The sequence below is a fragment of the Aeromonas sp. S9(2024) genome (genome assembly GCF_041403185.1).
Lineage (GTDB): Bacteria > Pseudomonadota > Gammaproteobacteria > Enterobacterales > Aeromonadaceae > Aeromonas > Aeromonas enteropelogenes.
Window position 1 is genome coordinate 213,917 of the sequence record NZ_JBGLRE010000005.1, and the last position, 20,634, is coordinate 234,550.

Annotated in this window: 21 protein-coding genes; 8 read left to right on the forward strand and 13 right to left on the reverse strand. The window is 62.2% G+C overall.

From position 1 onward, the window contains the following. Positions 1-82 precede the first annotated feature (82 nt). The 9 genes from ACB028_RS10800 to ACB028_RS10840 form a co-directional block, all read right to left on the reverse strand. Entirely contained in the window at positions 83-1,720 is a 1,638-nt protein-coding gene (locus tag ACB028_RS10800) for a PAS domain-containing methyl-accepting chemotaxis protein (protein ID WP_201979412.1), read from the reverse strand. A 242-nt stretch (positions 1,721-1,962) separates the two neighbouring features. Next, positions 1,963-2,823: a TIGR03899 family protein gene (locus ACB028_RS10805; RefSeq protein WP_042071188.1), complete on the reverse strand. Its 861-nt coding sequence runs from the start codon at positions 2,821-2,823 to the stop codon at positions 1,963-1,965. A gap of 103 nt (positions 2,824-2,926) precedes the next feature. Then, positions 2,927-3,397, reverse strand: coding sequence for a DUF3299 domain-containing protein (locus ACB028_RS10810; protein WP_371144260.1), 471 nt, complete (start codon positions 3,395-3,397; stop codon positions 2,927-2,929). Positions 3,398-3,432: 35 nt separating this feature from the next. Next, positions 3,433-4,680, reverse strand: a complete 1,248-nt coding sequence (locus tag ACB028_RS10815) for an ABC transporter permease (RefSeq protein ID WP_371144261.1) — start codon at positions 4,678-4,680, stop codon at positions 3,433-3,435. Then, on the reverse strand, positions 4,674-5,363 hold the full coding sequence (locus ACB028_RS10820; RefSeq protein WP_371144262.1) for an ABC transporter ATP-binding protein: 690 nt from the start codon (positions 5,361-5,363) through the stop codon (positions 4,674-4,676). Before ACB028_RS10820 ends, ACB028_RS10815 begins: the two co-directional genes overlap by 7 nt. A 4-nt stretch (positions 5,364-5,367) precedes the next feature. Then, complete coding sequence (locus tag ACB028_RS10825; RefSeq protein WP_371144263.1) at positions 5,368-5,946, reverse strand: DUF2796 domain-containing protein; 579 nt, start codon at positions 5,944-5,946, stop codon at positions 5,368-5,370. 27 nt (positions 5,947-5,973) lie between these two features. Further along, positions 5,974-6,270 (reverse strand): hypothetical protein, encoded by a 297-nt coding sequence (locus ACB028_RS10830; RefSeq protein ID WP_224210356.1) that lies wholly within the window; start codon positions 6,268-6,270, stop codon positions 5,974-5,976. Between the two features lie 44 nt (positions 6,271-6,314). Beyond that, on the reverse strand, positions 6,315-6,857 hold the full coding sequence (locus ACB028_RS10835) for a YtfJ family protein (RefSeq protein WP_026458078.1): 543 nt from the start codon (positions 6,855-6,857) through the stop codon (positions 6,315-6,317). 220 nt (positions 6,858-7,077) lie between these two features. Next, the gene (locus ACB028_RS10840) at positions 7,078-7,959 is read right to left on the reverse strand and encodes a hypothetical protein (protein WP_371144264.1); all 882 of its coding nucleotides are present in this window, start codon (positions 7,957-7,959) and stop codon (positions 7,078-7,080) included. 139 nt (positions 7,960-8,098) lie between these two features. On the opposite strand from ACB028_RS10840, the gene ACB028_RS10845 reads away from it, so the two are divergent. Beyond that, positions 8,099-8,446: a hypothetical protein gene (locus ACB028_RS10845; protein WP_371144265.1), complete on the forward strand. Its 348-nt coding sequence runs from the start codon at positions 8,099-8,101 to the stop codon at positions 8,444-8,446. Between the two features lie 25 nt (positions 8,447-8,471). On the opposite strand, the gene ppa is transcribed toward ACB028_RS10845, so the two are convergent. The 4 genes from ppa to hrpB all read right to left on the reverse strand — a co-directional run bounded on the left by ppa (position 8,472) and on the right by hrpB (position 14,603). Then, complete coding sequence (gene ppa / locus ACB028_RS10850; protein WP_042071210.1) at positions 8,472-9,002, reverse strand: inorganic diphosphatase; 531 nt, start codon at positions 9,000-9,002, stop codon at positions 8,472-8,474. 204 nt (positions 9,003-9,206) lie between these two features. Beyond that, complete coding sequence (locus ACB028_RS10855) at positions 9,207-9,608, reverse strand: VOC family protein (protein ID WP_042026944.1); 402 nt, start codon at positions 9,606-9,608, stop codon at positions 9,207-9,209. A 63-nt stretch (positions 9,609-9,671) separates the two neighbouring features. Then, entirely contained in the window at positions 9,672-11,993 is a 2,322-nt protein-coding gene (gene mrcB, locus ACB028_RS10860) for a penicillin-binding protein 1B (RefSeq protein ID WP_026456953.1), read from the reverse strand. A 156-nt stretch (positions 11,994-12,149) separates the two neighbouring features. Further along, the gene (hrpB, locus tag ACB028_RS10865; protein WP_371144266.1) at positions 12,150-14,603 is read right to left on the reverse strand and encodes an ATP-dependent helicase HrpB; all 2,454 of its coding nucleotides are present in this window, start codon (positions 14,601-14,603) and stop codon (positions 12,150-12,152) included. A 178-nt stretch (positions 14,604-14,781) separates the two neighbouring features. On the opposite strand from hrpB, the gene thpR reads away from it, so the two are divergent. The 7 genes from thpR to panB all read left to right on the forward strand — a co-directional run bounded on the left by thpR (position 14,782) and on the right by panB (position 20,534). After that, entirely contained in the window at positions 14,782-15,315 is a 534-nt protein-coding gene (gene thpR / locus ACB028_RS10870) for an RNA 2',3'-cyclic phosphodiesterase (protein ID WP_216994135.1), read from the forward strand. Positions 15,316-15,319: 4 nt separating this feature from the next. Further along, on the forward strand, positions 15,320-16,063 hold the full coding sequence (sfsA, locus tag ACB028_RS10875; RefSeq protein WP_042026939.1) for a DNA/RNA nuclease SfsA: 744 nt from the start codon (positions 15,320-15,322) through the stop codon (positions 16,061-16,063). 119 nt (positions 16,064-16,182) lie between these two features. After that, on the forward strand, positions 16,183-16,632 hold the full coding sequence (gene dksA / locus ACB028_RS10880; RefSeq protein ID WP_005335644.1) for an RNA polymerase-binding protein DksA: 450 nt from the start codon (positions 16,183-16,185) through the stop codon (positions 16,630-16,632). 109 nt (positions 16,633-16,741) lie between these two features. Next, the gene (gene gluQRS, locus ACB028_RS10885) at positions 16,742-17,662 is read left to right on the forward strand and encodes a tRNA glutamyl-Q(34) synthetase GluQRS (RefSeq protein ID WP_371144267.1); all 921 of its coding nucleotides are present in this window, start codon (positions 16,742-16,744) and stop codon (positions 17,660-17,662) included. A gap of 81 nt (positions 17,663-17,743) precedes the next feature. After that, the gene (pcnB, locus tag ACB028_RS10890; protein WP_338611197.1) at positions 17,744-19,222 is read left to right on the forward strand and encodes a polynucleotide adenylyltransferase PcnB; all 1,479 of its coding nucleotides are present in this window, start codon (positions 17,744-17,746) and stop codon (positions 19,220-19,222) included. 11 nt (positions 19,223-19,233) lie between these two features. Next, the gene (gene folK, locus ACB028_RS10895; RefSeq protein WP_026458410.1) at positions 19,234-19,743 is read left to right on the forward strand and encodes a 2-amino-4-hydroxy-6-hydroxymethyldihydropteridine diphosphokinase; all 510 of its coding nucleotides are present in this window, start codon (positions 19,234-19,236) and stop codon (positions 19,741-19,743) included. Beyond that, positions 19,740-20,534: a 3-methyl-2-oxobutanoate hydroxymethyltransferase gene (gene panB, locus ACB028_RS10900; protein ID WP_201941615.1), complete on the forward strand. Its 795-nt coding sequence runs from the start codon at positions 19,740-19,742 to the stop codon at positions 20,532-20,534. The genes folK and panB overlap by 4 nt, the downstream gene beginning before the upstream one ends. The last annotated feature ends 100 nt before the right edge of the window (positions 20,535-20,634 follow it).

Sequence of the window (20,634 nt, forward strand, 5' to 3'; positions counted from 1 at the left end):
CCGGTTGCTTGCTGGCATTAAAAAACCATATGGGCCGGCAGGCCCATATGGTTCTTCTGCGGTGATTGCCAGCGGGTGGAGGCTATCTGGCTTGGCGTACCGGCACGGCGTCTGCAAGCGGCATTTCGTGGCGACGCTGGGTGGCCGGAGGGGCCTTCTGGAACTGGCGAACCAGCCGGTCGAGATCGTTTAACTGGCTCACCAGCCGGGTAATGCCGTGTACGGCGTGCTGGCTGCCGACGCTGGAGTCATCGGCCAGGGTCTTGATGCTGAGCACATTGCGGTTGATCTCTTCCGTGACGTGAAATTGCTCCTGCACCGCCTGGGCAATCTGGCCGCTGCCGGAGGAGACCTGCTGCAGCATGCTGTTGATCTGCTGCAGTATGGTACCGGTGGCCGAGGCTTTCTGCTGACAGCTCTCCGACAATTGGCAACCTTTCTCCATCGCATGCTCGGCATTGGCGGCACTGGTTTGCAGCTCGGTGATCATCTTCTGGATTTCGCTGGTGGAGGATTGGGTCTTGATGGCCAGTGCGCGGATCTCGTCGGCGACGACCGAGAACCCGCGGCCTGCCTCGCCGGCCCGGGCGGCCTCGATGGCGGCATTGAGAGCCAGCAGGTTGGTCTGGTTGGCGATGTTGTTGATCACGTCGAGGATGCCGTCGATATCCCGGCAGTGGCCGACCAGGGCATTGATCACGCTCTTGGAGGTCATCAGTTCACTGTTCATACCGGCCACGGCAGTCACCGTTTCGGTCACGCTGCGATTGCCGTCCTTGAACAGATCGGCAGTCTCGTCCAGCAGACTGGAGGATTCGCTGGAGCTGTGAGAGACCTCGCGGATTGACTCCGACATCTCGTTGACGGCGGTGGCCACCAGATTGGTCTCACCCTGCTGTTGCTGCAGGTTGTTGGTGATGGACTCGGCGTTGCGCAGATCGCCCTCGGCAGCCTGCAGAATGATGCTGCAGGTCTGTTCGGTACGCGCCAGTACGGCATTGAACTCGGCCTGATTCATTATCATGGAAAGTTCGATGGCGGCGACGTTGTCCACCTTGTTGGTGTAGAGCAGTTGCATCAGAGGATTGTCGAAGCGGCTGCGGGCCATCTTGTTGAGCTTGCCCAGGCGACGGGAGAGACAATTGATAACGATGGCGGCCAGTGCCAGCGGGAGAGCTGCCAGTGCCAGATGCCAGCTCATCTCACGGTTGTATTCCAGACTCAGCATGGCAATCAGGCTCACCAGCAGGCAGAGGTTGATGGTCAGGGTGTGGGAGAAGGTCGGCAGCTTGAGTGCCAGCGGCAGCTTGTCATTGCGCAGATCGGCATAGATACGTTCGGCTCGCTGCTTGAGCTCTTCGCTTGGCGCGGTACGTACCGACTGATATTCGACTACCCGACCACTGGCATCCTTGATGGGGGTGACGAAGGCGCTGACCCAGTAGTGATCGCCATTCTTGCAGCGGTTTTTTACCGGCCCCATCCAGCATTTACCCTCTTTGATGTGGCGCCAAAGATCGGCGAAAGCCTGTTTGGGCATATCGGGGTGGCGAACCATATTGTGATGCTGTCCAATCAGCTCATCCGGCGTGAAGCCCGCAATATCGCAGAACTCCTCATTGGCGTAGGTGATGCGGCTTTCCAGATCCGTGGTGGAGATGAGGTTCTGGTGATCTGGGTAGAGGCGTTCGCGTTGGGTAATCGGTTGATTGACTCGCATGGCTTGGCTCCCGAGCAGTAGTGGTTGAATTTTGATCTACATCAAGACTCATTGCCATGCAGGTGCCACCAAAAAATGCAATTGATTTGTATCTTATTAACGGGCTAATTCCATACGAGACTCTCGTATTTATCATCCGCAAGGGGGCCGGAAAATGTAGCCCGGGGTCTATTGCGCTTGCGAGCCATGTCGGCCCGGTCGGGAGCCGCAAGTGGCAGGGCGTGTGCCGCCCCGCCAGAGGATCAGGGGTGAGTATCGGGTTCGGCAGAGGGGGAGTCATTGACGAGTGGCTGAACTTCGATCTGCATCCCCTGCGCCAGCACAGTTTTGAGGTCCTGCAGATACTCTTCCAGCGGCGGCTCTTGCAGCAATTGGGCCAGCTCGTTGCCGACCGGAGTCAGGCGGTAGTAGAGCAGGGTGAGGTTGGCCTGTTTGTGGTGCAGGTGCCAGCGCTGGTTGCCAAACTCCAGCTCCACCCCGTCGGCGGGCAGGGGGCCGGATTCCAGTTCGCCGCGGTGCAGCAGGCCGAGTTCGAACAGCTGCAGCAGGGCGTTGTAGGGTAGCCGGTATTTGCCAAGGCCGAGGCGGGTCACCTTGGCGCGGCTGAGCAGGCTGCCCCCCTTGTGCAGCCCCAGCAGCAGGCGCTGCTCGTCGCTGCCCAGATAGTGGCAGGAGAGGGAGCAGAGTCGCTGGAACAGCTGAGCCTCGCGCTGGGTCATCTCTTTCAGGGTGGTCAGGGCGCGGATGGAGAAGCGGCCCGGCGTGGCGACCTCGATGGCGAAGATGCGTCCCCACAGCTGCTGCATGGGCACCATGCTGATGTCTTCCGCCAGTTGCAGGAAGCGGGTCAGCCAGTCGCTGTCCATCTCGCCGCCGGCGGCGGTCTCTGCGCAGTGGCGGGAGGCCATCACCATGATGGCTTCCAGATTACGCTGGCGGGCGGCCTGATCCGCCAGCTGGCGAAAGGTGGCACGCTGCTCGAAGGTGCTGTCGGTGTTGCGGGTGAGCATACCGTCGATGCCACGGCTGCGGGCCAGGCGCAGGGTCTGCTCCTGGCTGCTCAGGATGGAACTCTCTTTCTTGGGTGGGGGCAGATCGGCCATGCTGACTCCATTAGCACAGGTTCAGGGGGGAATGTTACTCCAAGCCGGGGAGCAAGATAACAAAGCGGCCTCCACAGAGGCCGCTTTTTTTGAGATCTGACTCTTACTCTTCGTAAACGCTCACCTCGACCGCATCCATCGAGTAGGAGGCGGTGGCCATCTCGTGGCTGGAGCTGACGGTGTGCATCTTGCCCTTCACCCAGATGGCGTCCCACAGATCATCCACCGGTGCCCCCTTGGGGTAGCTCACATAGATCACCTGGTTGGTAGGGGGCGGCGGCACATGGATGCAGGCGCCGAAGTAGGGCACCAGCAGGAAGGCGGTGATGGTTTTGGCATCCCCTTCCAGCGGCACCACGAAGCCCGGAATGCGCACCTCTTGGCTGTCCAGTTTCTTGTTCACCCCCCCGACCGGTTGTGGTACCGACATGGGATCTTCGTGATTGACCTGGGGCGGTGGCAGCAGTTTCTCCCCTTCCGGGATCAGCACATCCCAGTCGATGGTCTTGTAGTCGGCGGCCAGGGCCGGCAGCACCAGCAGGCTGGCCAGCAGCGCCGCGATTTTCCACTTCATCGTGTGTCCTTCTCTTGTTGTTCACGGCGTCATTGCTAGACGCGGATGCTCATGCCATCACTCAGGCTGTAACGGTAGGCGCGGGCGGCGGGCAACAGGCCTATCACCATGCCGGCCAGCCACACCAGCCCCAGCAGTTGCCATTCGTAGGCGCTCGGCAGCCCCAGGCTCAATTGCAGGCCATAGTGACCGAGCAGCCAGGGGGTGGCAAGGGCCTGTCCGGCATAGAGGGTGGCGACCCCGAGGGCGATACCCGCCGTGGTGAGGGCCATCGCCTCCAGCGCCAGCAGCAGGAACAGGTGGGCCGGTCCGGCGCCGAGGGATCTTAGAATGGCGAGCTCGCGGCGCCGCTCGTTGAGTCCGGCCAGCAAGGTGGTCAGCATGCCGATAAGGCCCGCCACCACCACGAAACCGGCGATCACCGAGAGCGCCGTTTCAGCCACGCTCATCAGGCTCCACAGCTCCTGTAGGGCGGCGCCCGGCAGGATCGCCATCAGCGGCTCGCCCCGGTAGGTGTTGACGCTGCGCTGCAGCTGGAACGCCAGTATCCGGTTGCTGAGGCCCACCATGAAGGCAGTGATGGTCTTGGGGGTCAGATCCTGGGCCAGCGCCTGCTCGGCGGTCACATTTTTGCTGTGACGGCCAGTGTCCCAGCCCAGATGGATTGCCTCGATGCCGGCCAGCGGCACGTGGATGGTGCGGTCGATGGGCGTGCCGGTCGGTGCCAGAATGCCCACCACCTTGAACGGCAGGTTGTCGTGTTGGCTGAACGAGGTGTTGCCGGCGCCGTGGGCGATGACGATGGATTGTCCAAGCCGGTAGCCCAGTTTCTCGGCGACCTGGGCGCCGAGCACCGCTTCGAACGGCGTATCGAACGGGCGCCCCTCCTTCATCTGCAGCGACTGTTGTCGGCCGTATTTGAGGTGGGTGAAGTAGTCGCCATTGGTGCCGAGCACCCGAAAGCCCTTGTGGGAGTCCCCGAGGGAGAGGGGGATGGTCCAGGCGATGCCGGGTCTGGTCTTGATGGCCTGATAGGCATCCCAACCCACGTTGTTGGTGGGATTGCCGATGCGAAACACAGAATAGAGCAGCAGATTCACCTGGCCGGAGCGGGCGCCGACGATGAGATCGGTTCCCGATACTGTATTGGCGAAGCTCTCGCGCGCCTGGTCGCGCACTCGCTCCACCCCGAGCAGCAGGGTGACGCTGATGGCTACCGCCAGCAGGGTGAGGCCGGCGGTAAGGCGGCGGGCCCAGAGACTTTGCAGGGCGAGTTTCAGCATGTGGCCCTCCTGTTGAGTTGTTGCAGGTTCTCCACCCGGGGGAAGAGGGGCTCCAGATAGGGGTCATGACTGACGAAGATGAGGGTCGAGCCCTGTTTGTCGCACTCCTCGAACAGAAGCTTGATAAAGGCGGCCCGGTTGTCGGTGTCGAGGGCCGAGGTGGGCTCATCGGCGATTACCAGCGGTGGTGAGCCGATCAGCGCACGGGCGGCGGCCACCCGCTGCTGCTGGCCGATGCTGAGGGCATGGACGGGCCTGTGCAACGCCTCTTCGGGCAGCTGCAGTTCCGTCAACAGGCGCCGGGCCTCAGCGTCGGCACTGCCACGCAGGCGCGCCCGCTTCTCGGGGGAGAAAGTGAGGGCGGCGGTGACGTTGTCGAGAACTGATAAAAACGGCAGCAGGTTGAACTGCTGGAAGATGTAACCCAGATTGGCCGCCCGGAACCGGTCACGGGCACGGCCGGAGAGCCGGGCCAGCGGTTGGCCCAGCACCTCCAGGGTGCCGTGGTTGGCGGTCTGGATCCCGGCAAGCAACCCGAGCAGGGTCGACTTGCCACAGCCCGAGGGGCCCTTGATAAACACCCGCTCGCCCTCTGTGATGGTGAGGGCGGGCAGATCGAGTACAGCCTCATGACCCGGCCAGGCAAAGGCCAGATCGCGGATCTCAACCACGGCGTTTTTCATGACGTTACCAGCTCAGTTGGTTAGCGGAGGGGGTCAGCTCGGCTGCGGTCTGGCCAGTGGGCAAAATGCCCTGCACGCTCAGCTTCTCCAGGCTTGGATAGACGCTGAACAGGGTGGCCTCCAGCCCGACGAGCTTGTCCGGCAGCGCGCAGGTATAGGTATACATGGCGCCTATATCGGCGTGGCCAGCCTCATCGTGCTGGTGATCATCGTGGCCGTCGTCAGACTTTTGATGGTCATGGTCATGGTCATGGTCGTGCTCTTTATTGGCCGCGTTGATTTCCTGCTGGGTCAGCTTGCAGCCCGCAGCCGGTGCGAAGCGAAACAGGGTGTCCGGTTGTTTGAGGCGATCCACCGCCTTGGCGTATTGTGCCTTCTCTTCATCGTTCTTTGCCGCGTGCTCGAAGCCCACCAGATCGGCGGCCGGGGCCTGAAATTCCAGCATCAGCTGGTTGCCATCAAGCACCAGATTGAGGTGGCCGTGACCGTGCTCGTGGGCACCGTGGCCATTACCGTCGTGTTCGTCATGATGTGCGTGTGCACCAAAGGCCGCCGCGGCCAGCAACAGGGTAACTGCTTTCATTGTGAATCCTTTTAAAAAACAAATAATTCAGATGGATGGGAACAGGAAAGCAGTGCGGGGCGGGGCACGGATGGCATAGGCGTGAGCGACCTGGCGAGGAGGCACCGCCGGTATGATGCCGACGGGCTGCCACCAGGTGGCGGTGGGGGGGAGGAGTTGAATCGAAGGAGGGATAGCCTGATTGCCATCCAGATGGAGGGCGCAGATCAGGCAGTGGTGATCGTGTCCGGGCAGGGAGGCGTCAAGGGGGTGCTGGGCGAGGGCGGGTTGCAACCACAACCAGCCCAGCAGCAAGACCCAGATTATTCGCTTGAAACGACCCATAGACCCTTATGGGAAGGGCGCCATCAGCGCCCTTCTCTCTGATATCACAGATGGGACTGGATGAGCCCCATCACGGTTGCGATGTTGTTGGCATCGAGCTGGCCATCTTTGGCAAACAACACCTTGCCATCTTTATTTACCAGGATGATGGCCGAACTTTCCGGCGCCAGATCCCAGGCATTGCGTGCCATGCCCTTGGCATCCAGCACGATGGCGGACCAGGGGAACTCTTTCTTGCTGTCTTCGGCACTGCTCTTCACAAAGCCCGAAGTGCCCCAGATGGCGTCATTGCTGTTGATGATGGTGACGGTCTGGTACTTGTCATGGGGCAGCTTGGCAGCCTTGATCGCCTCTATCATGGGGGCGTTGAGCTCCTTGGCGCTGGAGCGGCCAGCGATGTGCTGGATCATGAATACTTTGCCGCTGAGCGCCTTGCTCTGCCACGGCTGATAGCCAATCTCCTTGCCATTGAGCACCAGCTCGCCCTTGTCACTGATATTGACCAGCGGCACCTGGCTCGCTTCCTTGATGTTGTGGGCAAAGGCCAAGCAGGGCAGCAGCGCCAGAGTAAGTACGAGATGTTTCATCCGGATGACACTCCATTTGTTATGTTATAACGAGTTGCTGGTTGAGGGAATGGGCGAGTTTCATCCTAAACTGATCGGATCTGTTTAAAAAGTGTTAAATCAGATCGTGACATGGATAGCCAGACGCCCCGCCAGTCAGGAGACTGGCTGGCAAGGGCGGCAAGAATGGCATGGCAGCAATAAAAATCAATGAATTGGCGGCTGGTCTGAGGTGTCAGTGTCAGTAGAGGGACTCGCTGATGAGGGGGATCCTGGCCATGGTCATCTGCTGAGCCAGCAGGGGGGAGCCGGTCAGCAAGACGTGGCGTTGGTTGTTGATCACCACAATATCGCCGAGCACGCCGCTGTCCGCCGTGATGGCCAGCCAGGCGGGGGAGACACTGCCGATGCTGATATTCGGGTAGATGATGCTGAGCACGTATTGCGGTGCCAGTTCGGCCAAGAGGCTCGCCATCAGCAGCGCCTTCTCGTCGCTGTCCGCCTTGTTCTCCTGCAGGGCCTGCAGCGGCGGTGCGAAGTGATCCATCTGTTCCGGCCGGGTCGGGATGGCGTTGAGCCACTCCTGCAGCAGATTGATGCTGGTAGCCAGATCCTTGGCGGCGAACTGCCGTGCCAGCGGCTTGAGATCGCTCTTGAAGTGATAAAAGAGCTGGGAGTAATCGGGGCGCACACACGGGAGCTTGCGGTTGGCCGGATGTACGCAAGGGATCACCCGCATCTGGTAGAACGCATCGTCCTGATACTGCTGGTAGGCTTGCCAGAACAGCAGCGACTCCACGCTGTCGTCGTGGACCGTGAAGGCCTGTTCCAGATTGCGAAACTTGGTGGCGGTCTCCGGACTGTTCTGGTTGATCAGGTTGATGCTGTTGTAGAGGCGCGGGCTTATGTAGGCGTAGAGGGTCTCCAGCGGGTTGGTGAGGGAGGCGTCGAGCAGGTTCATATCGTGGCGACTGGCGGCCATCACCCGATCGTCGGTGGTCAGCTGGAAGTGTTTGAATTGGCCATCGCTCGATTGCCACTGCCAGCTCAGGTTGATCTCGCTGGCCTCGATGGCGCAGGTGCAGAGGCTCAGGCTTAACAGCAGACCGGGTAGCGGCTTCATGGTGATGCTTCCTGCCGGGAACGATAATTAACAACTAGGTGAGCCGGCGGCGGTTTGAGGATGTTTCGTTTTGTGATCGGGATAACAGATTGATGCGCCTTTAAATTTAATTGTGAAATTAAGTCGCTCTGGAGGGGATATGAAGCTTTTGATGGTATGGCTATTGGGCTTGCTGAGCCTGCCGGCGCTGGCCGGGCCGGTGATTGTCAGCAAGGGTGGAGAGAAAATAGATGCCTTTGCCCTGCGGGATCAGCTGGCGCGCGAGCATGAGTGGCAGGAGTGGTTACGCTTCCAGCAGGCCATCAAGTGGCTGGAAGTATTGCCGGTCAATTGCGAGCTGATGAGTCAGCAGGGAGGAGGGTATCGCTGCGGGGGAAACTACTATCGCTCCTACCAGCAAGATGGACGGGAAATATATATTCAGGGGAATCCTGGCGGAGAAATGTCCGGCCAGCCATCGTCACCATCCATAAAAAAGGCGCCATAAGGCGCCTTTTTATCGACCGGTACGCTTACTTGGCAGCGTAACGTTCGGCAGAGGTTTTGATCTCGGCTTCGGCTTCGGCCTTGTCGCCCCAGCCTTCTACCTTGACCCACTTGCCTGCTTCCAGCTCTTTGTAGCGCTCGAAGAAGTGCTGGATCTGGGCGCGCAGCAGCTCCGGCAGATCGTTCACATCCTGGATGTGGTCGTACTGCTTGGTCAGCTTGGAGTGCGGCACGGCAACGATCTTGGCATCTTCGCCAGATTCGTCGGTCATCTTCAGTACACCAACCGGGCGGCAGCGGATGACGGAGCCGGCCAGCAGCGGGTAGGGGGTCGGAACCAGTACGTCGACGGGGTCACCATCCAGGGAGAGGGTCGCGTTCACATAGCCGTAGTTGCACGGATAGAACATGGGGGTAGACATGAAGCGATCCACGAAAATTGCGCCGCTGTCCTTGTCGACTTCGTATTTGATCGGGTCGGCATTCTGCGGGATTTCGATGATGACGTAGATATCGTCGGGCAGGCTCTTGCCAGCCGGTACCAGGTTCAGGCTCATGATAATTCCTTGATTGTTAGTATCAGGTTTGCAGGCGGATATTATAGCGATGTGATGTTAAATGACCATCTTTCAACGGTCATTGGCCGCATGCCATTGATGTACTCGTTCGCCGTGCGGCTTTGATACCCCCTTGATACAACAAAGTGGCGAGTTTTTCCTCGCCTGCCGTGGGTTTGCAGAGGTTGCGACCACCTCCGGCACTCAGCAAACTGACTCGTAAAGCTCCAGCGGCAACCCATCGGGATCGGCGAAGAAGGTAAAGCGCTTGCCGGTCAGCTCGTCTACCCGCACTGCCTCCACCTCGAGGCCGTGGCGTTGCAGATGGGCAATGACCCGATCGATATCGCCGACTCGAAAAGCGAGATGGCGCAGGCCGCAGGCTTCAGGTTGAGAAGGGCGGGCGGGGGGATTCGGGAAACTGAACAGCTCCAGCTGGCTGCCATCCGGCAGGGCCAGATCCAGCTTCCAGGATTGGCGGGCTTCGCGCAGGGTTTCGCAGATGATGGGCAGCCCCAGCACCTGGTGATAAAAGTGGCGCGAGCGCTCGTAATCGCTGGCGATGATGGCCACATGGTGGATGGCCTCAAACAGTGGCAAGGTCATGGTGACTCCTTGTCTGCGGGAATAAATAATCAACGGGCAGCCTGCGCTGCCCGTCTCGTCCTGTTAGTTGAAGAAACCACCGAACCACTCGTCCAGCGTGCTGCGCGGTGAGGGGCTGCTGGCGCAGCTGATCGGGGTGCCCAGAGTGGCGGTTTTGGCCGGCACCTGCAGGATGCCCGGGCAGTTACTGGCAACATGGGCGCCGCTGGCACGGGAGAAGTTGGCCCAGCTTACCCCTTCCGGCGTCTTCAGCCCCAGGCTGTTGACGCCGCGCTGGCTCATATAGCCACTGAACAGCTGCAGGGCACCGCTGGAGCCGGTCAGTCCCGCCGGAGTGTTGTCGTCGCGACCGACCCAGACGCTCACCAGCTCGTTGTTGTCCAGCCCGGCAAACCAGGAGTCGCGCAGCTCGTTGGTGGTACCTGTCTTGCCCGCCATGGTGGCACCGGGGAACCGGGCGCTGAGGGCCCGTGCCGTACCCTGGCTCACCGTCTTGGTCATGGCAAACAGGGTCAGCCAGCTTGCCTGGGGATCCGTCACCTGCTTGGCCCCCTCGTCATGGCGATAAATCAGGGTGCCATCCCCCTTCACCACGGCGCGGATGGCCGACAGCGGCTGGGTCAGCCCGCGGTTGGCGATGGGCAGGTACATCTGGTTCACCTCCAGCGGTGACAGGGCGACTGCCCCCAGCACCAGGGACGGATAGGGCTGGATCTCCTGCTCGACTCCCATCTTGTGCAGGGTATCCACCACTTTCTCCAGTCCCACCTGCAGACCGAGATTGACGGTCGGCACGTTGAGGGAGCTGGCCAGCGCATCCATCAGCGGCACGCTTTGGCGGAACTTGCGATCGTAGTTCTGCGGTGTCCACAGCTGGCCATCCTGGCCGCGAATGCGGATCGGCTGATCCTTGAGCGGGGTCGCCAGGGTCAGTCCGTTGGAGAGACCGGTCAGGTAGACCGCCGGCTTGACCAGAGAGCCTATCTGACGGCGGGCATCCAGCGCCCGGTTGAAGCCGGCGTAGCGGGGATCCCGGCCACCCACCAGTGCGACTACCTCGCCTTTATGCCAGTCGGAGACCACCATGGCCGCCTCCAGCTTCTTCTTGCCCCGCTGTTTCTCGATCTGGGCCAGGCCCGATTCGACCGCCCGCTCGGCGGCGTGCTGGGCGATGGGATCCAGACTGGTGAAGATCTTGAGGCCGGACTGCTTGAGCAGATCTGAGCCGAAGCGGCTCTGGATCTCCCGCTTGAGCAGGCCCATGAAGGCCGGGGTGCGGCCATAGCTCATCTGGCCCCGGGCGATGATACCAAGGGGCTGCTTGCTGGCCAGTTCATACTCGGCCTGGGTCAGGCTGCCGTGATCCATCAGCAGCTTCAGCACCAGGTCGCGGCGCGCCTTGGCCCGCTCCGGGAAACGCCAGGGATCGTAATAGGAGGGGCCCTTCACCAGGCCCACCAGCAGGGCGACCTGATCGATATCCAGCTCGTTGACCGGAATGCCGAAGTAGAAGTAGGAGGCGAGCCCGAAGCCGTAGACCCCTTGCGAGAAGTTCTGCCCCAGATAGACCTCGTTGAGGTAGGACTCCAGGATCTCGTCCTTGCTGTAGCGATAGTCGATCAGCACTGCCATGTAGGCTTCCTGCAGCTTGCGCCACAGGCTGCGCTCGCGGGTCAGGAAGAAGTTCTTGGCCAGCTGCTGGGTCAGGGTACTGCCCCCCTGCACGGTGCGACCCGCGACCAGGTTGGCAAACATGGCGCGCATGATGGCCACCGGCGAGACGCCGCCATGCTGGTAGAACTCTCGATCTTCCGTGGTGAGCAGGGTCACCAGCAGACTGTCAGGCACCTCGGAGAGGCGTACCAGCAGGCGATCCTCCCGATCCTCGGTGTTGAGGCGATCGAGCAGCACCGGGTCCATCTGGGCGTAGCCGAGCTGGCGCTGGTTCTCCAGCGACTGGATCTGCTCCAGACGGGGGCCGTTGAAGGAGAGGCGCAGGCCGCGGGCGCCGTCGGCGCCGTCATAAAACTCGAACGGGCGACGCACCAGCTCGATGCGATTGCCGTTGATGGTGTACTCGCCCGGGGTATGGGGCTGACGCACCCGCTTGTAGCTCAGCATGTTGAGCTCGCGCACCATCTGATCCCGCGACAGGCGCTGCCCCGGGTAGAGCTCCAGCGGTCGGCTGTAGACCATTACCGGCAGCTGCCACTTCTCGCCGTCAAACCGCTCGCGCACCTTGGTATCGAGATAGATACCGAAGACCACCATAAAGGCGGCCCCCACCAGGGAGAGCTTGAAGCCAAGCCAGAACAGCTTGCGCCAGATGGTGCGCTTGGGAGCCGCCGCCTTCTTGGGCGTGCGTTTGCGTCGTTGGGTTGCCATGAATCCTCTTTTACTTGTTATGTCGCCATTGCGGGGTCATGCCTCGCCGGCCTCTGTGGCCAAGCGGGCATGCTCCCTGCCATGAACTGATCCTGCTCGCCGGGGTAACACTGACTGCCCCGGCGCGTGGCCTGTCATCAGGCCGACATTCGCGGGCTACTCCTGCAGCCCCATCTTTTTCTTGGTGACCCTGGTCGGCATCGCTTCCAGCGGATTGTCCGGCCAGTAGTGGCGGGGGTAGCGTCCCTTCATCTCTTTTTTCACCTGCTCGTAGGAGCCGGCCCAGAAGGCGGCGAGATCGGCGGTGATCTGCAGCGGTCGCTGGGCGGGGGAGAGCAGCTCCACCACCAGGGGCACCCGGCCATCGGCCACGCAGGGGGTGGCCGCTTGACCGAACATCTCCTGAATGCGCACCGGGATCACTGGGGCCTGACCCGGTTGATAGCGGATCCGCACCCGGCTGCCGGTCGGCGCCCTGAAGTGGCTTGGCAGCGCCTCGTCCAGCCGTCTGGGCAGCGGCCAGGGCAGGGACTGGCGCAGGATCTCGGTCAGGTTGAGCTTTTTGAGCTGCTCCAGCCGGGTCATGCCGCTTACCGCCGGCAGCAGCCACTGCTCAAGGGTCGCCAGCAGACTCTCCTCGTCCATGGCGGGCCAGGCTTCATCCGGCAGCCAGTCGCGGGCGCAGCGCAGACGAGCCAGCAGCCCTTCGCTCCCCTCGTCCCAGGGCAGCACGTGCAGCCCCTTGCGCCGGATCCCCTGCAGCAGGCAGCGCCCCTTCTGCTCATCGGAGAGCTCGGTGAGCGGCCGCTGGCTAAGCACCAGTTCGCCGATCACCTGCTGGCGTTCGGCCCGCACCCGCTCTTCCCGCTCGTCCCAGTCAAACCACTGGCGCTCGCTCACCAGTTCCGGCAACTGGCGCACCAACTCCTCCAGCTCGACGGGTTCGGCGATGAAAATGCGGCTGCCGCGCTCGTTCTGCCCCATCTCGATGGCGATGAGTGCCCCTTGCCCCTGGCATGGATGACCTTCTACCAGATCGCAGCTCACCCCACCACTGAGTTGATAACGACTGGCGCTGCGCAGCTTGCCGATGCGATCCGGCCAGGCGAGGGCGCAGAGCAGCCCCAACCACTGGCCTTGCGCCTGTGAGGGCCTCGCGCCAAGCCGCTCGAACCAGCGAGCAGCGCCTTGTCGCAGGGCCCCCTGACGGCGATGGAACAGCACGGAGAGGCGCTCCGATCCTCGCAGATCCTCTTCCAGCAGCGCCACCAGGAAAGCGGCATCGGCGACAATCCCTGTCAGACCCTCGCGCTCCAGCTCGCGGGCCCGCAGCAACATGCGGGCGAGGCGCGGGTGCGTACCGAATGCAGCCATGGCGCGGCCGGCCGGGGTGAGTTGCTGCTCGCCTTCCGCCTTCATGGCGCCGAGGGATACCAGCAGCCGCTGGGCGCTGGCCACGGCGGCGGCCGGGGGCTTGTCCAGCAGCGGCAGATCGTCAACCTTGGCGCCCCACTGGGCGGCATCCAACAACAGACCGGTCAGCTCCTGGGTGAGGATGTCGGGCGGACTCTGTTCGGCGAGCCGCTCCTGCACCTCGCTGCTCCAGAGCCGGTAGCAGACGCCCGGGCCAAGACGCCCGGCCCGGCCGGCCCGCTGGGTGGCGGAGGATCTGGCGATCGGCCGGGTCTCCAGCCGGGTGATGCCGCTTTTCAGATCGAACGAGGCCCGTCGCTCCAGCCCGCTGTCGATGACCACCGAGATCCCCTCGATGGTGAGGGAGGTCTCCGCCACGTTGGTGGTGAGCACCAGCTTGCGGCGACCCGCCGGTGCCGGTGCGATGGCCGCCTGCTGCGTCGCCATGTCGAGGCGACCGTAGAGGGGGGCGAGCAGCACCTCTTCCGGCAGGCGTTCGGCCAGCCATTGCGCCAGTCGCTCGATTTCACCCTGCCCGGGCAGGAACACCAGCAGGCTGCCATCGTGAGCCGCCAGTGCCTCCAGCACCACGGCGCCCACCTGGGGTTCCAGCCACTGCTGGCGATTGGCGGGGCGGTAGTGGTAGTCGATGGGAAAGCCGCGCCCCTCGGAACGAACGACGGGGGCATCCGGCAGCAGGGTCTCGAGGGCCATGCCATCCAGGGTGGCGGACATCACCAGCAGCTTGAGATCGCCGCGCAACCCCTGCTGGCTCTCGATGGCAAAGGCCAGGGCGGTATCGGCATGGAGGCTGCGCTCGTGAAACTCGTCGAAGATGACCAGGGAGACGCCACTGAGCTCGGGATCCTGCTGCAGCATCCGGGTCAGTACCCCCTCGGTCACGATTTCGAGCCGGGTGGCGGCACTGGTGCGGCTCTCGCCACGCACCCGCAGGCCGATGCGCTCGCCCACCTTCTCGCCGAGCTGGCGGGCGAGAAAGCTGGCGATATTGCGCGCTGCAAGGCGTCTGGGTTCCAGCATGATGATGCGACCTGGCAGCCGGTGCTGGCGTACCAGCTCCAGCGGCAGCAGGGTCGATTTGCCCGCGCCCGGGGGCGCCTGCAGGATCACGGAGGCATGCTGGTCGATGGCGGCAAACAGTGCGGGCAGCACCGACTCGATGGGAAGCTGGGACAAAGCGATGAAAACCTTCTGTAGCACCTTCAAAACGGCGCCTATTCTGCCACAACCCCGGCCACTACCGTGAGCGCCTGTCGCCGGGACGGACATAGCTCGGCCGGACGCCGAGACAGGCGCCGCCCCGCTGCCATAGAATGGCCCCTCCATGAACGAGAAAAAGGCATCTATCCGCGCAATGGCCAAACTCTTCTTTGCCCTGCCCGTCGAGGGACTTGCTTCCGAACTCATCGCCTGGCGTGACCGGCTGCCCTGGCCAGGCCAACCGGTTCCCGGGGAGAACCTTCACCTGACCCTGGCGTTTCTGGGGGAGGCGGACGAGGTGACCACCCGTCGCCTCATCGCCGCCGTGGATCGCCAGCACTGTCCGCCGCTTGCCATTCACCTGAACGAGACCGGCTGGTTTGGCCGGGCCAAGGCGGCCTGGATCGGCCCCAAAGAGTGGCCCAACGATCTCAACGTGCTGGCCCGGGCACTGCGCCGTCACGGCGAGAAGCTGCGCCTTGGCAATGGCGAGCAGGGTTATCGGCCCCATGTCACCCTGTCGCGCAAAGCGAGCGAGGCGCCGTCCACCCTGCCGGCGCCGGATTTTGTGCTGCAGGCCGATCGCTTCTGCCTCTACCAGTCGGTTTCTACCCCGGATGGCGTGCGTTACGAGCCGCTCGCCTGCTGGCCGCTGCGCGCCCGGGTTAAAGAAGAAGAGAGAGGATGACCCCATGATATTTGAACCACCGCTGCAATCGGGCCAGCTGGTCGCCCGCTACAAGCGTTTCCTCACCGATGTCGCGCTGGATAACGGCGAGCAGATCACCATCCACTGTGCCAACACCGGCGCCATGACCGGCTGCGCCGAACCGGGCACCCGGGTCTGGTACTCCACTTCCGATAACCCCAAGCGCAAGTTGCCCCACAGCTGGGAAATTGCCGAGAGCCCGGCGGGACACTTCATCTGCGTCAACACGGCCCGCGCCAACCAGATCGCCCGCGAGCTTATCGAGCAGGGGGCCATAGCGCCGCTGGCCGGCTATGCCCGCCTGCGCACTGAGGTGAAATATGGCGAGGAGAACAGCCGTATCGATCTGTTGCTGGAAGATGATGAAAGGCCCAGTTGTTACATCGAGGTGAAGTCAGTGACCCTGCTGGACGAGCGGGAAGAGGCCGGCATGGGGTACTTCCCCGATGCGGTGACCGCCCGCGGCGCCAAGCACTTGCGTGAATTGATGGCCATGAAGGCGGCGGGGCACAGGGCCGTGCTGCTGTTTATGGTGTTGCACTCGGGAATAACCAGAATGAGGCCTGCAGCCCATATAGATCCGCACTATAGTCTGCTAATTGAGCAGTCAATTGCGGCAGGGGTTGAAATTTTATGCTATCGGCCCCATGTTGGGGTGCAAGGCATGGTGGCTCAAGGATTTATCCCGTTTGAAGCCAGCCACCTGCTACCCGAGGGGAGTTCATAAATATTGGAGTGGGTAACATAATTGGTACGGCTCGTTTGCTTACCCGTTACCCTTCTGCTATAGATGTCGCCCTCAATTTATGGATGGCACGGGTAGCGTGCTGAATTAGGAGACAGGGCATGCCAACAGGCGAAAACAGGAAATCTCTGGGCCCCCTGGCCATTGCGGGTGTCGCCCCTTACCAGGAAAAACCGGGTGAGGAGTACATGAATGACCAACAGAAGGCGCATTTTCGCAAGATCCTGGGTGCCTGGCGCAACCAACTGATGCAGGAAGTTGACCGCACCGTTGATCATATGAAGGACGAGGCTGCCAACTTCCCGGATCCCGTGGATCGTGCCGCGCAAGAGGAAGAGTTCGCTCTCGAATTGCGTACTCGCGATCGTGAACGCAAGCTGATCAAGAAGATCGAGAAGACCTTGCAGCTGCTTGAAGACGATGATTTCGGTTACTGCGAGCACTGCGGCATCGAGATCGGCATCCGTCGTCTGGAAGCCCGTCCGACCGCCGACCTCTGTGTCGACTGCAAGACGCTGGCCGAGATCAAGGAAAAGCAGATGGCCGGTTGATGGTGTCCGTCTGAACGATGAAAGGGAGCTTGCAGGCTCCCTTTTTTATTGAGCTTTTGGGTGGCGCCATCCAGAATGCAGCCTCAATGAGTTGTTTACCCGAATCGCCATGCCAGTGAATGCCCCTTTGTCATCCCAAACGCGCCCCTATGTCGGCCGCTTCGCCCCCTCTCCGTCGGGGCCGCTCCATTTTGGCTCCCTGATTGCGGCCCTCGGCAGCTTTCTGCAGGCTAGGGCCCGGGGCGGGCGCTGGCTGGTGCGCATCGAAGACATAGATCCGCCGCGAGAGATGACGGGAGCTGCCGACCTTATCCTGCAGACCCTTGAAGCGTATGGCCTTGAGTGGGATGGGGAAGTGATGTACCAGAGCCGGCGCCATGCCCACTATGACGAGATCATCGACCAGCTTTATCGGGTCGGCGATCTCTACTGGTGCCGCTGTACCCGGCGCGAGATCATGGCCAGCGGCGGTTTTTACAACGGCCACTGCCGCGAGCTTGGCCTTTCGGTGACAGGGGGGGCGCAAGGCTTCGCCGCCCGCCTGCGCCAGCATCACCCGGTCTATCACTTCGAGGATGGGTTGCAGGGACACATAGAGGTGCCTGCTGCTCTGGCGGAGGAGGATTTCATCGTCCGGCGCCGGGATGGGCTTTATGCCTACAACCTGGCGGTGGTGGTGGATGACATGGACTGCGGCATTACCGAGATAGTGCGCGGTGCCGATCTGCTGGAGCCCACGGTGCGCCAGATTGCCCTCTACCAGACTCTGGGGGCCAGGGTGCCCGACTGGGTGCATCTGCCACTGGCGGTGCTGGCGGATGGCAACAAGCTCTCCAAGCAGAACCATGCCCCGGCGCTGGCACAAGACGAGGTGCGTCCGGCCCTGTGGCGGGCCCTGCATTTTCTCGGCCAGTGCCCGCCGCCCGAGCTGATGGCGAGTCCGGTGGCGGAGATGATCCGCTGGGCCGTGGCCAACTGGCGGCTCGCACGCGTCCCCTCCTGCCAGAAGATCCCGCTGGAGACTGGCTGAGCGGGCCATTCGGTTTTTCATTTGATAAGTGCTGAGCTATGATAGGCCGCTATTTTTTGGCCTCCCGTCAATTTAGAAGTCATGAAGAGGTGTACCATTTTTTCCCAGATCGCAAACTTTTGCCGCAAGGTGCTCGGCAAGGAAGACGGCGAGCAGTCGGTGGAGTCCCCCATTCCGGCCCGTGTCGCCGGTCAACGTCGTACCTTGAGCCGTGATCAGCACCCGATTTCGCGCAAAGAGATCAGCGAAAATGCACTCAAGGTGCTCTATCGCCTGAACAAGGGAGGCTATGACGCCTACCTGGTCGGCGGCGGAGTCCGGGATCTGCTGCTCGGGAAGACGCCAAAGGATTTCGACATCGCCACCAATGCGACGCCGGAGCAGATCAAGGCACTGTTCAGCAACTGCCGCCTGATTGGCCGTCGCTTCCGCCTGGCCCACATCGTCTTTGGTCGTGACGTGATCGAAGTGGCCACCTTCCGGGGTCACCACCATCAGGTCAATACCAGCAAACATGTGTCGGCCCAGTCTGATGAAGGCATGCTGCTGCGCGACAACGTCTACGGCACCATCGAAGAAGATGCCGAGCGCCGCGACTTCACCGTCAACGCCCTCTACTACAGCGTCAAGGATTTCACCCTGCACGATTTCGAGGGCGGGCTGGAAGACCTGGCGGAGCGCAAGCTGGAACTGATCGGCGATCCCGAGACCCGCTACCGCGAGGATCCGGTGCGGATGCTGCGCGCCGTGCGCTTTGCCGCCAAGCTGGACATGACCATCAGCCCGCGCACCGCTGCCCCCATCAAGGAGTTGGCGCCGTTGCTGCAGGATATTCCGGCCGCGCGTCTGTTCGAGGAGACCCTCAAGCTGTTCCTGGCCGGCGATGCGTTGGCGACCTACAAGCTGCTGCGCGAGTACGGCCTGTTCCAGCAACTGTTCCCGCAGGTGGCCGCGCTCTTTACCCCGCACGGCAACTCCCCTTATGAGCAGTTTATCGAGCAGGCGCTGATCGATACCGATACCCGGGTGCGTGAAGAGAAGCGGGTTACACCCGCCTTCCTGTATGCCACCCTGCTGTGGGGCTGTGTCGAGGCCCGTGGTCGGGTGCTGGAGAACGAGAGCGGCCTGCCCTGGTATGACGCCTTCATGCTGGCGGTCAACGAGGTGCTGGACACCCAGGTGCGGATCATCGCCGTGCCCCGTCGTTTCACCACGGACGTGCGCGACATCTGGGCGCTGCAGCAGCGACTGACCCGCCGTCAGGGCCGCCACCCCGAGCGCACCATGGAGCACCCCAAGTTCCGTGCGGCGTTTGACTTCCTGTTGCTGCGCAACCGGGTCGAGCGGGGCCTCGGCGAGCTCTCCAGCTGGTGGGAGCGCTATGTGGCCTCCAATCCGGACGTGCGCCCGCAATTGCAGCGGGAAGCGACCCGCCGCCCGGCAAGCGGTGAGCGCGGTCAGAGCGGTGCAGCCCGTGGCGGTGATGGTGAGAAACGCAGCAGCAACAGCCGCAACCGCCGCCGTCCCCGCCGTCGCAAGCCGAAAGCCGCCGCCGAGTGACCACGGTCATGATGAGCGAGGTCTTCGTCGCCATCGGCTCCAACCTGGCTGACCCGCTCGGCCAGGCTCGCCGCGCCGTCTCTGCTCTGGCGGCATTGCCGGAGACTGAGTTGCAGCAGGCCTCGTCGTTTTACAGCAGCCGCCCCATGGGGCCGGCTGATCAGCCGGACTATGTCAATGCCGTGGCCCGGCTCACTACCCGGCTGGCGCCCCTGGCACTGCTGGACCAACTACAAAAAATCGAGCTGGAACAAGGACGTGTGCGCAAAGATGAGCGGTGGGGGCCAAGAACCCTGGATCTCGATCTGCTGCTCTACGGCGATCGGGTGATCAATCACGAGCGCCTCATCGTTCCCCATTACGGCATGCAGGAGCGGGAGTTCGTGCTCTTGCCTCTGGCCGAGATCGCACCCGCTCTGGTGCTGCCCTGCGGCACCCCGCTCGCCCAACTGGTTGCCCGCTGCCCGCGCAATGGTCTCGCCATCATTGCCTCCGGCGCAGACGAACAGGAGCCTTTATGAGCAAGATCACCACCGCCAGCCTGCTGAAGATGAAGCAGGATGGCCAGAAGTTCACCGCCATTACCGCCTATGATGCCACCTTCGCCAGGCTGTTCGATGACGAAGGGGCGCACGTCCTGCTCATCGGTGATTCGCTGGGCATGGTGCTGCAAGGGGGGCAGGATACCCTGGCGGTCAACATGGACGAGATGGTCTATCACACCCGCTGTGTCGCCCGTGGCGCCAGCCAGGCGCTGGTGGTGGCTGACATGCCGTTCATGAGCTATGCCACCCCGGAGCAGACCTACCAGAACGCCGCCCGCCTGATGGCAGCCGGTGCCCGCATGGTGAAGATGGAAGGGGGTGACTGGTTGTGTGACACCATTCGCCACCTGACCCGCAACGGGGTGCCGGTGTGCGGCCACCTGGGTCTTACCCCGCAATCCGTCCATGTATTTGGTGGCTTCAAGGTACAGGGGCGTGACGAGTTCCAGGCCCAGGAGATCTACCGTCAGGCCCTCGAGTTGCAGGCGGCCGGCATCCAGCTGCTGGTGCTTGAGTGCGTGCCCACTGCGCTCGCCGAGCGCATCACCAAGGCGCTGCGTATTCCGGTGATCGGCATCGGTGCGGGCCCGGCTACCGACGGCCAGATCCTAGTGATGCACGACGCCTTTGGCATCACCTCCGGCTATGTGCCCAAGTTCACCAAGAACTTCCTGGCCGAGACTGGGGATGTGCGTGCCGCCGTCCGTCTCTATGTGCAGCAGGTGAGCGAGGGGAGCTTTCCCGGTCCGGAGCACTGCTTCAACTGACCGGATATCGTATTGCCATGAGCGGGGGCCTGTGCCCCCGTTTCGCCATCTCTCTTTGGCTGATGTAACTCGTCTCTCTCTTTTGATTTGGAAGGTGAAC

Coding starts and splice junctions, on each gene's coding strand:
- dksA (WP_005335644.1), top strand. CDS start 16,183: ATGCCAACAGGCGAAAACAGGAAATCTCTGGGCCCCCTGGCCATTGCG.
- panB (WP_201941615.1), top strand. CDS start 19,740: ATGAGCAAGATCACCACCGCCAGCCTGCTGAAGATGAAGCAGGATGGC.
- ACB028_RS10820 (WP_371144262.1), bottom strand. CDS start 5,363: ATGAAAAACGCCGTGGTTGAGATCCGCGATCTGGCCTTTGCCTGGCCG.
- ACB028_RS10835 (WP_026458078.1), bottom strand. CDS start 6,857: ATGAAACATCTCGTACTTACTCTGGCGCTGCTGCCCTGCTTGGCCTTT.
- ACB028_RS10840 (WP_371144264.1), bottom strand. CDS start 7,959: ATGAAGCCGCTACCCGGTCTGCTGTTAAGCCTGAGCCTCTGCACCTGC.
- gluQRS (WP_371144267.1), top strand. CDS start 16,742: ATGCCAGTGAATGCCCCTTTGTCATCCCAAACGCGCCCCTATGTCGGC.
- sfsA (WP_042026939.1), top strand. CDS start 15,320: ATGATATTTGAACCACCGCTGCAATCGGGCCAGCTGGTCGCCCGCTAC.
- folK (WP_026458410.1), top strand. CDS start 19,234: ATGAGCGAGGTCTTCGTCGCCATCGGCTCCAACCTGGCTGACCCGCTC.
- ACB028_RS10810 (WP_371144260.1), bottom strand. CDS start 3,397: ATGAAGTGGAAAATCGCGGCGCTGCTGGCCAGCCTGCTGGTGCTGCCG.
- ACB028_RS10855 (WP_042026944.1), bottom strand. CDS start 9,608: ATGACCTTGCCACTGTTTGAGGCCATCCACCATGTGGCCATCATCGCC.
- mrcB (WP_026456953.1), bottom strand. CDS start 11,993: ATGGCAACCCAACGACGCAAACGCACGCCCAAGAAGGCGGCGGCTCCC.
- thpR (WP_216994135.1), top strand. CDS start 14,782: ATGGCCAAACTCTTCTTTGCCCTGCCCGTCGAGGGACTTGCTTCCGAA.
- ACB028_RS10815 (WP_371144261.1), bottom strand. CDS start 4,680: ATGCTGAAACTCGCCCTGCAAAGTCTCTGGGCCCGCCGCCTTACCGCC.
- pcnB (WP_338611197.1), top strand. CDS start 17,744: ATGAAGAGGTGTACCATTTTTTCCCAGATCGCAAACTTTTGCCGCAAG.
- ppa (WP_042071210.1), bottom strand. CDS start 9,002: ATGAGCCTGAACCTGGTACCGGCTGGCAAGAGCCTGCCCGACGATATC.
- ACB028_RS10805 (WP_042071188.1), bottom strand. CDS start 2,823: ATGGCCGATCTGCCCCCACCCAAGAAAGAGAGTTCCATCCTGAGCAGC.
- ACB028_RS10845 (WP_371144265.1), top strand. CDS start 8,099: ATGAAGCTTTTGATGGTATGGCTATTGGGCTTGCTGAGCCTGCCGGCG.
- ACB028_RS10830 (WP_224210356.1), bottom strand. CDS start 6,270: ATGGGTCGTTTCAAGCGAATAATCTGGGTCTTGCTGCTGGGCTGGTTG.
- ACB028_RS10800 (WP_201979412.1), bottom strand. CDS start 1,720: ATGCGAGTCAATCAACCGATTACCCAACGCGAACGCCTCTACCCAGAT.
- ACB028_RS10825 (WP_371144263.1), bottom strand. CDS start 5,946: ATGAAAGCAGTTACCCTGTTGCTGGCCGCGGCGGCCTTTGGTGCACAC.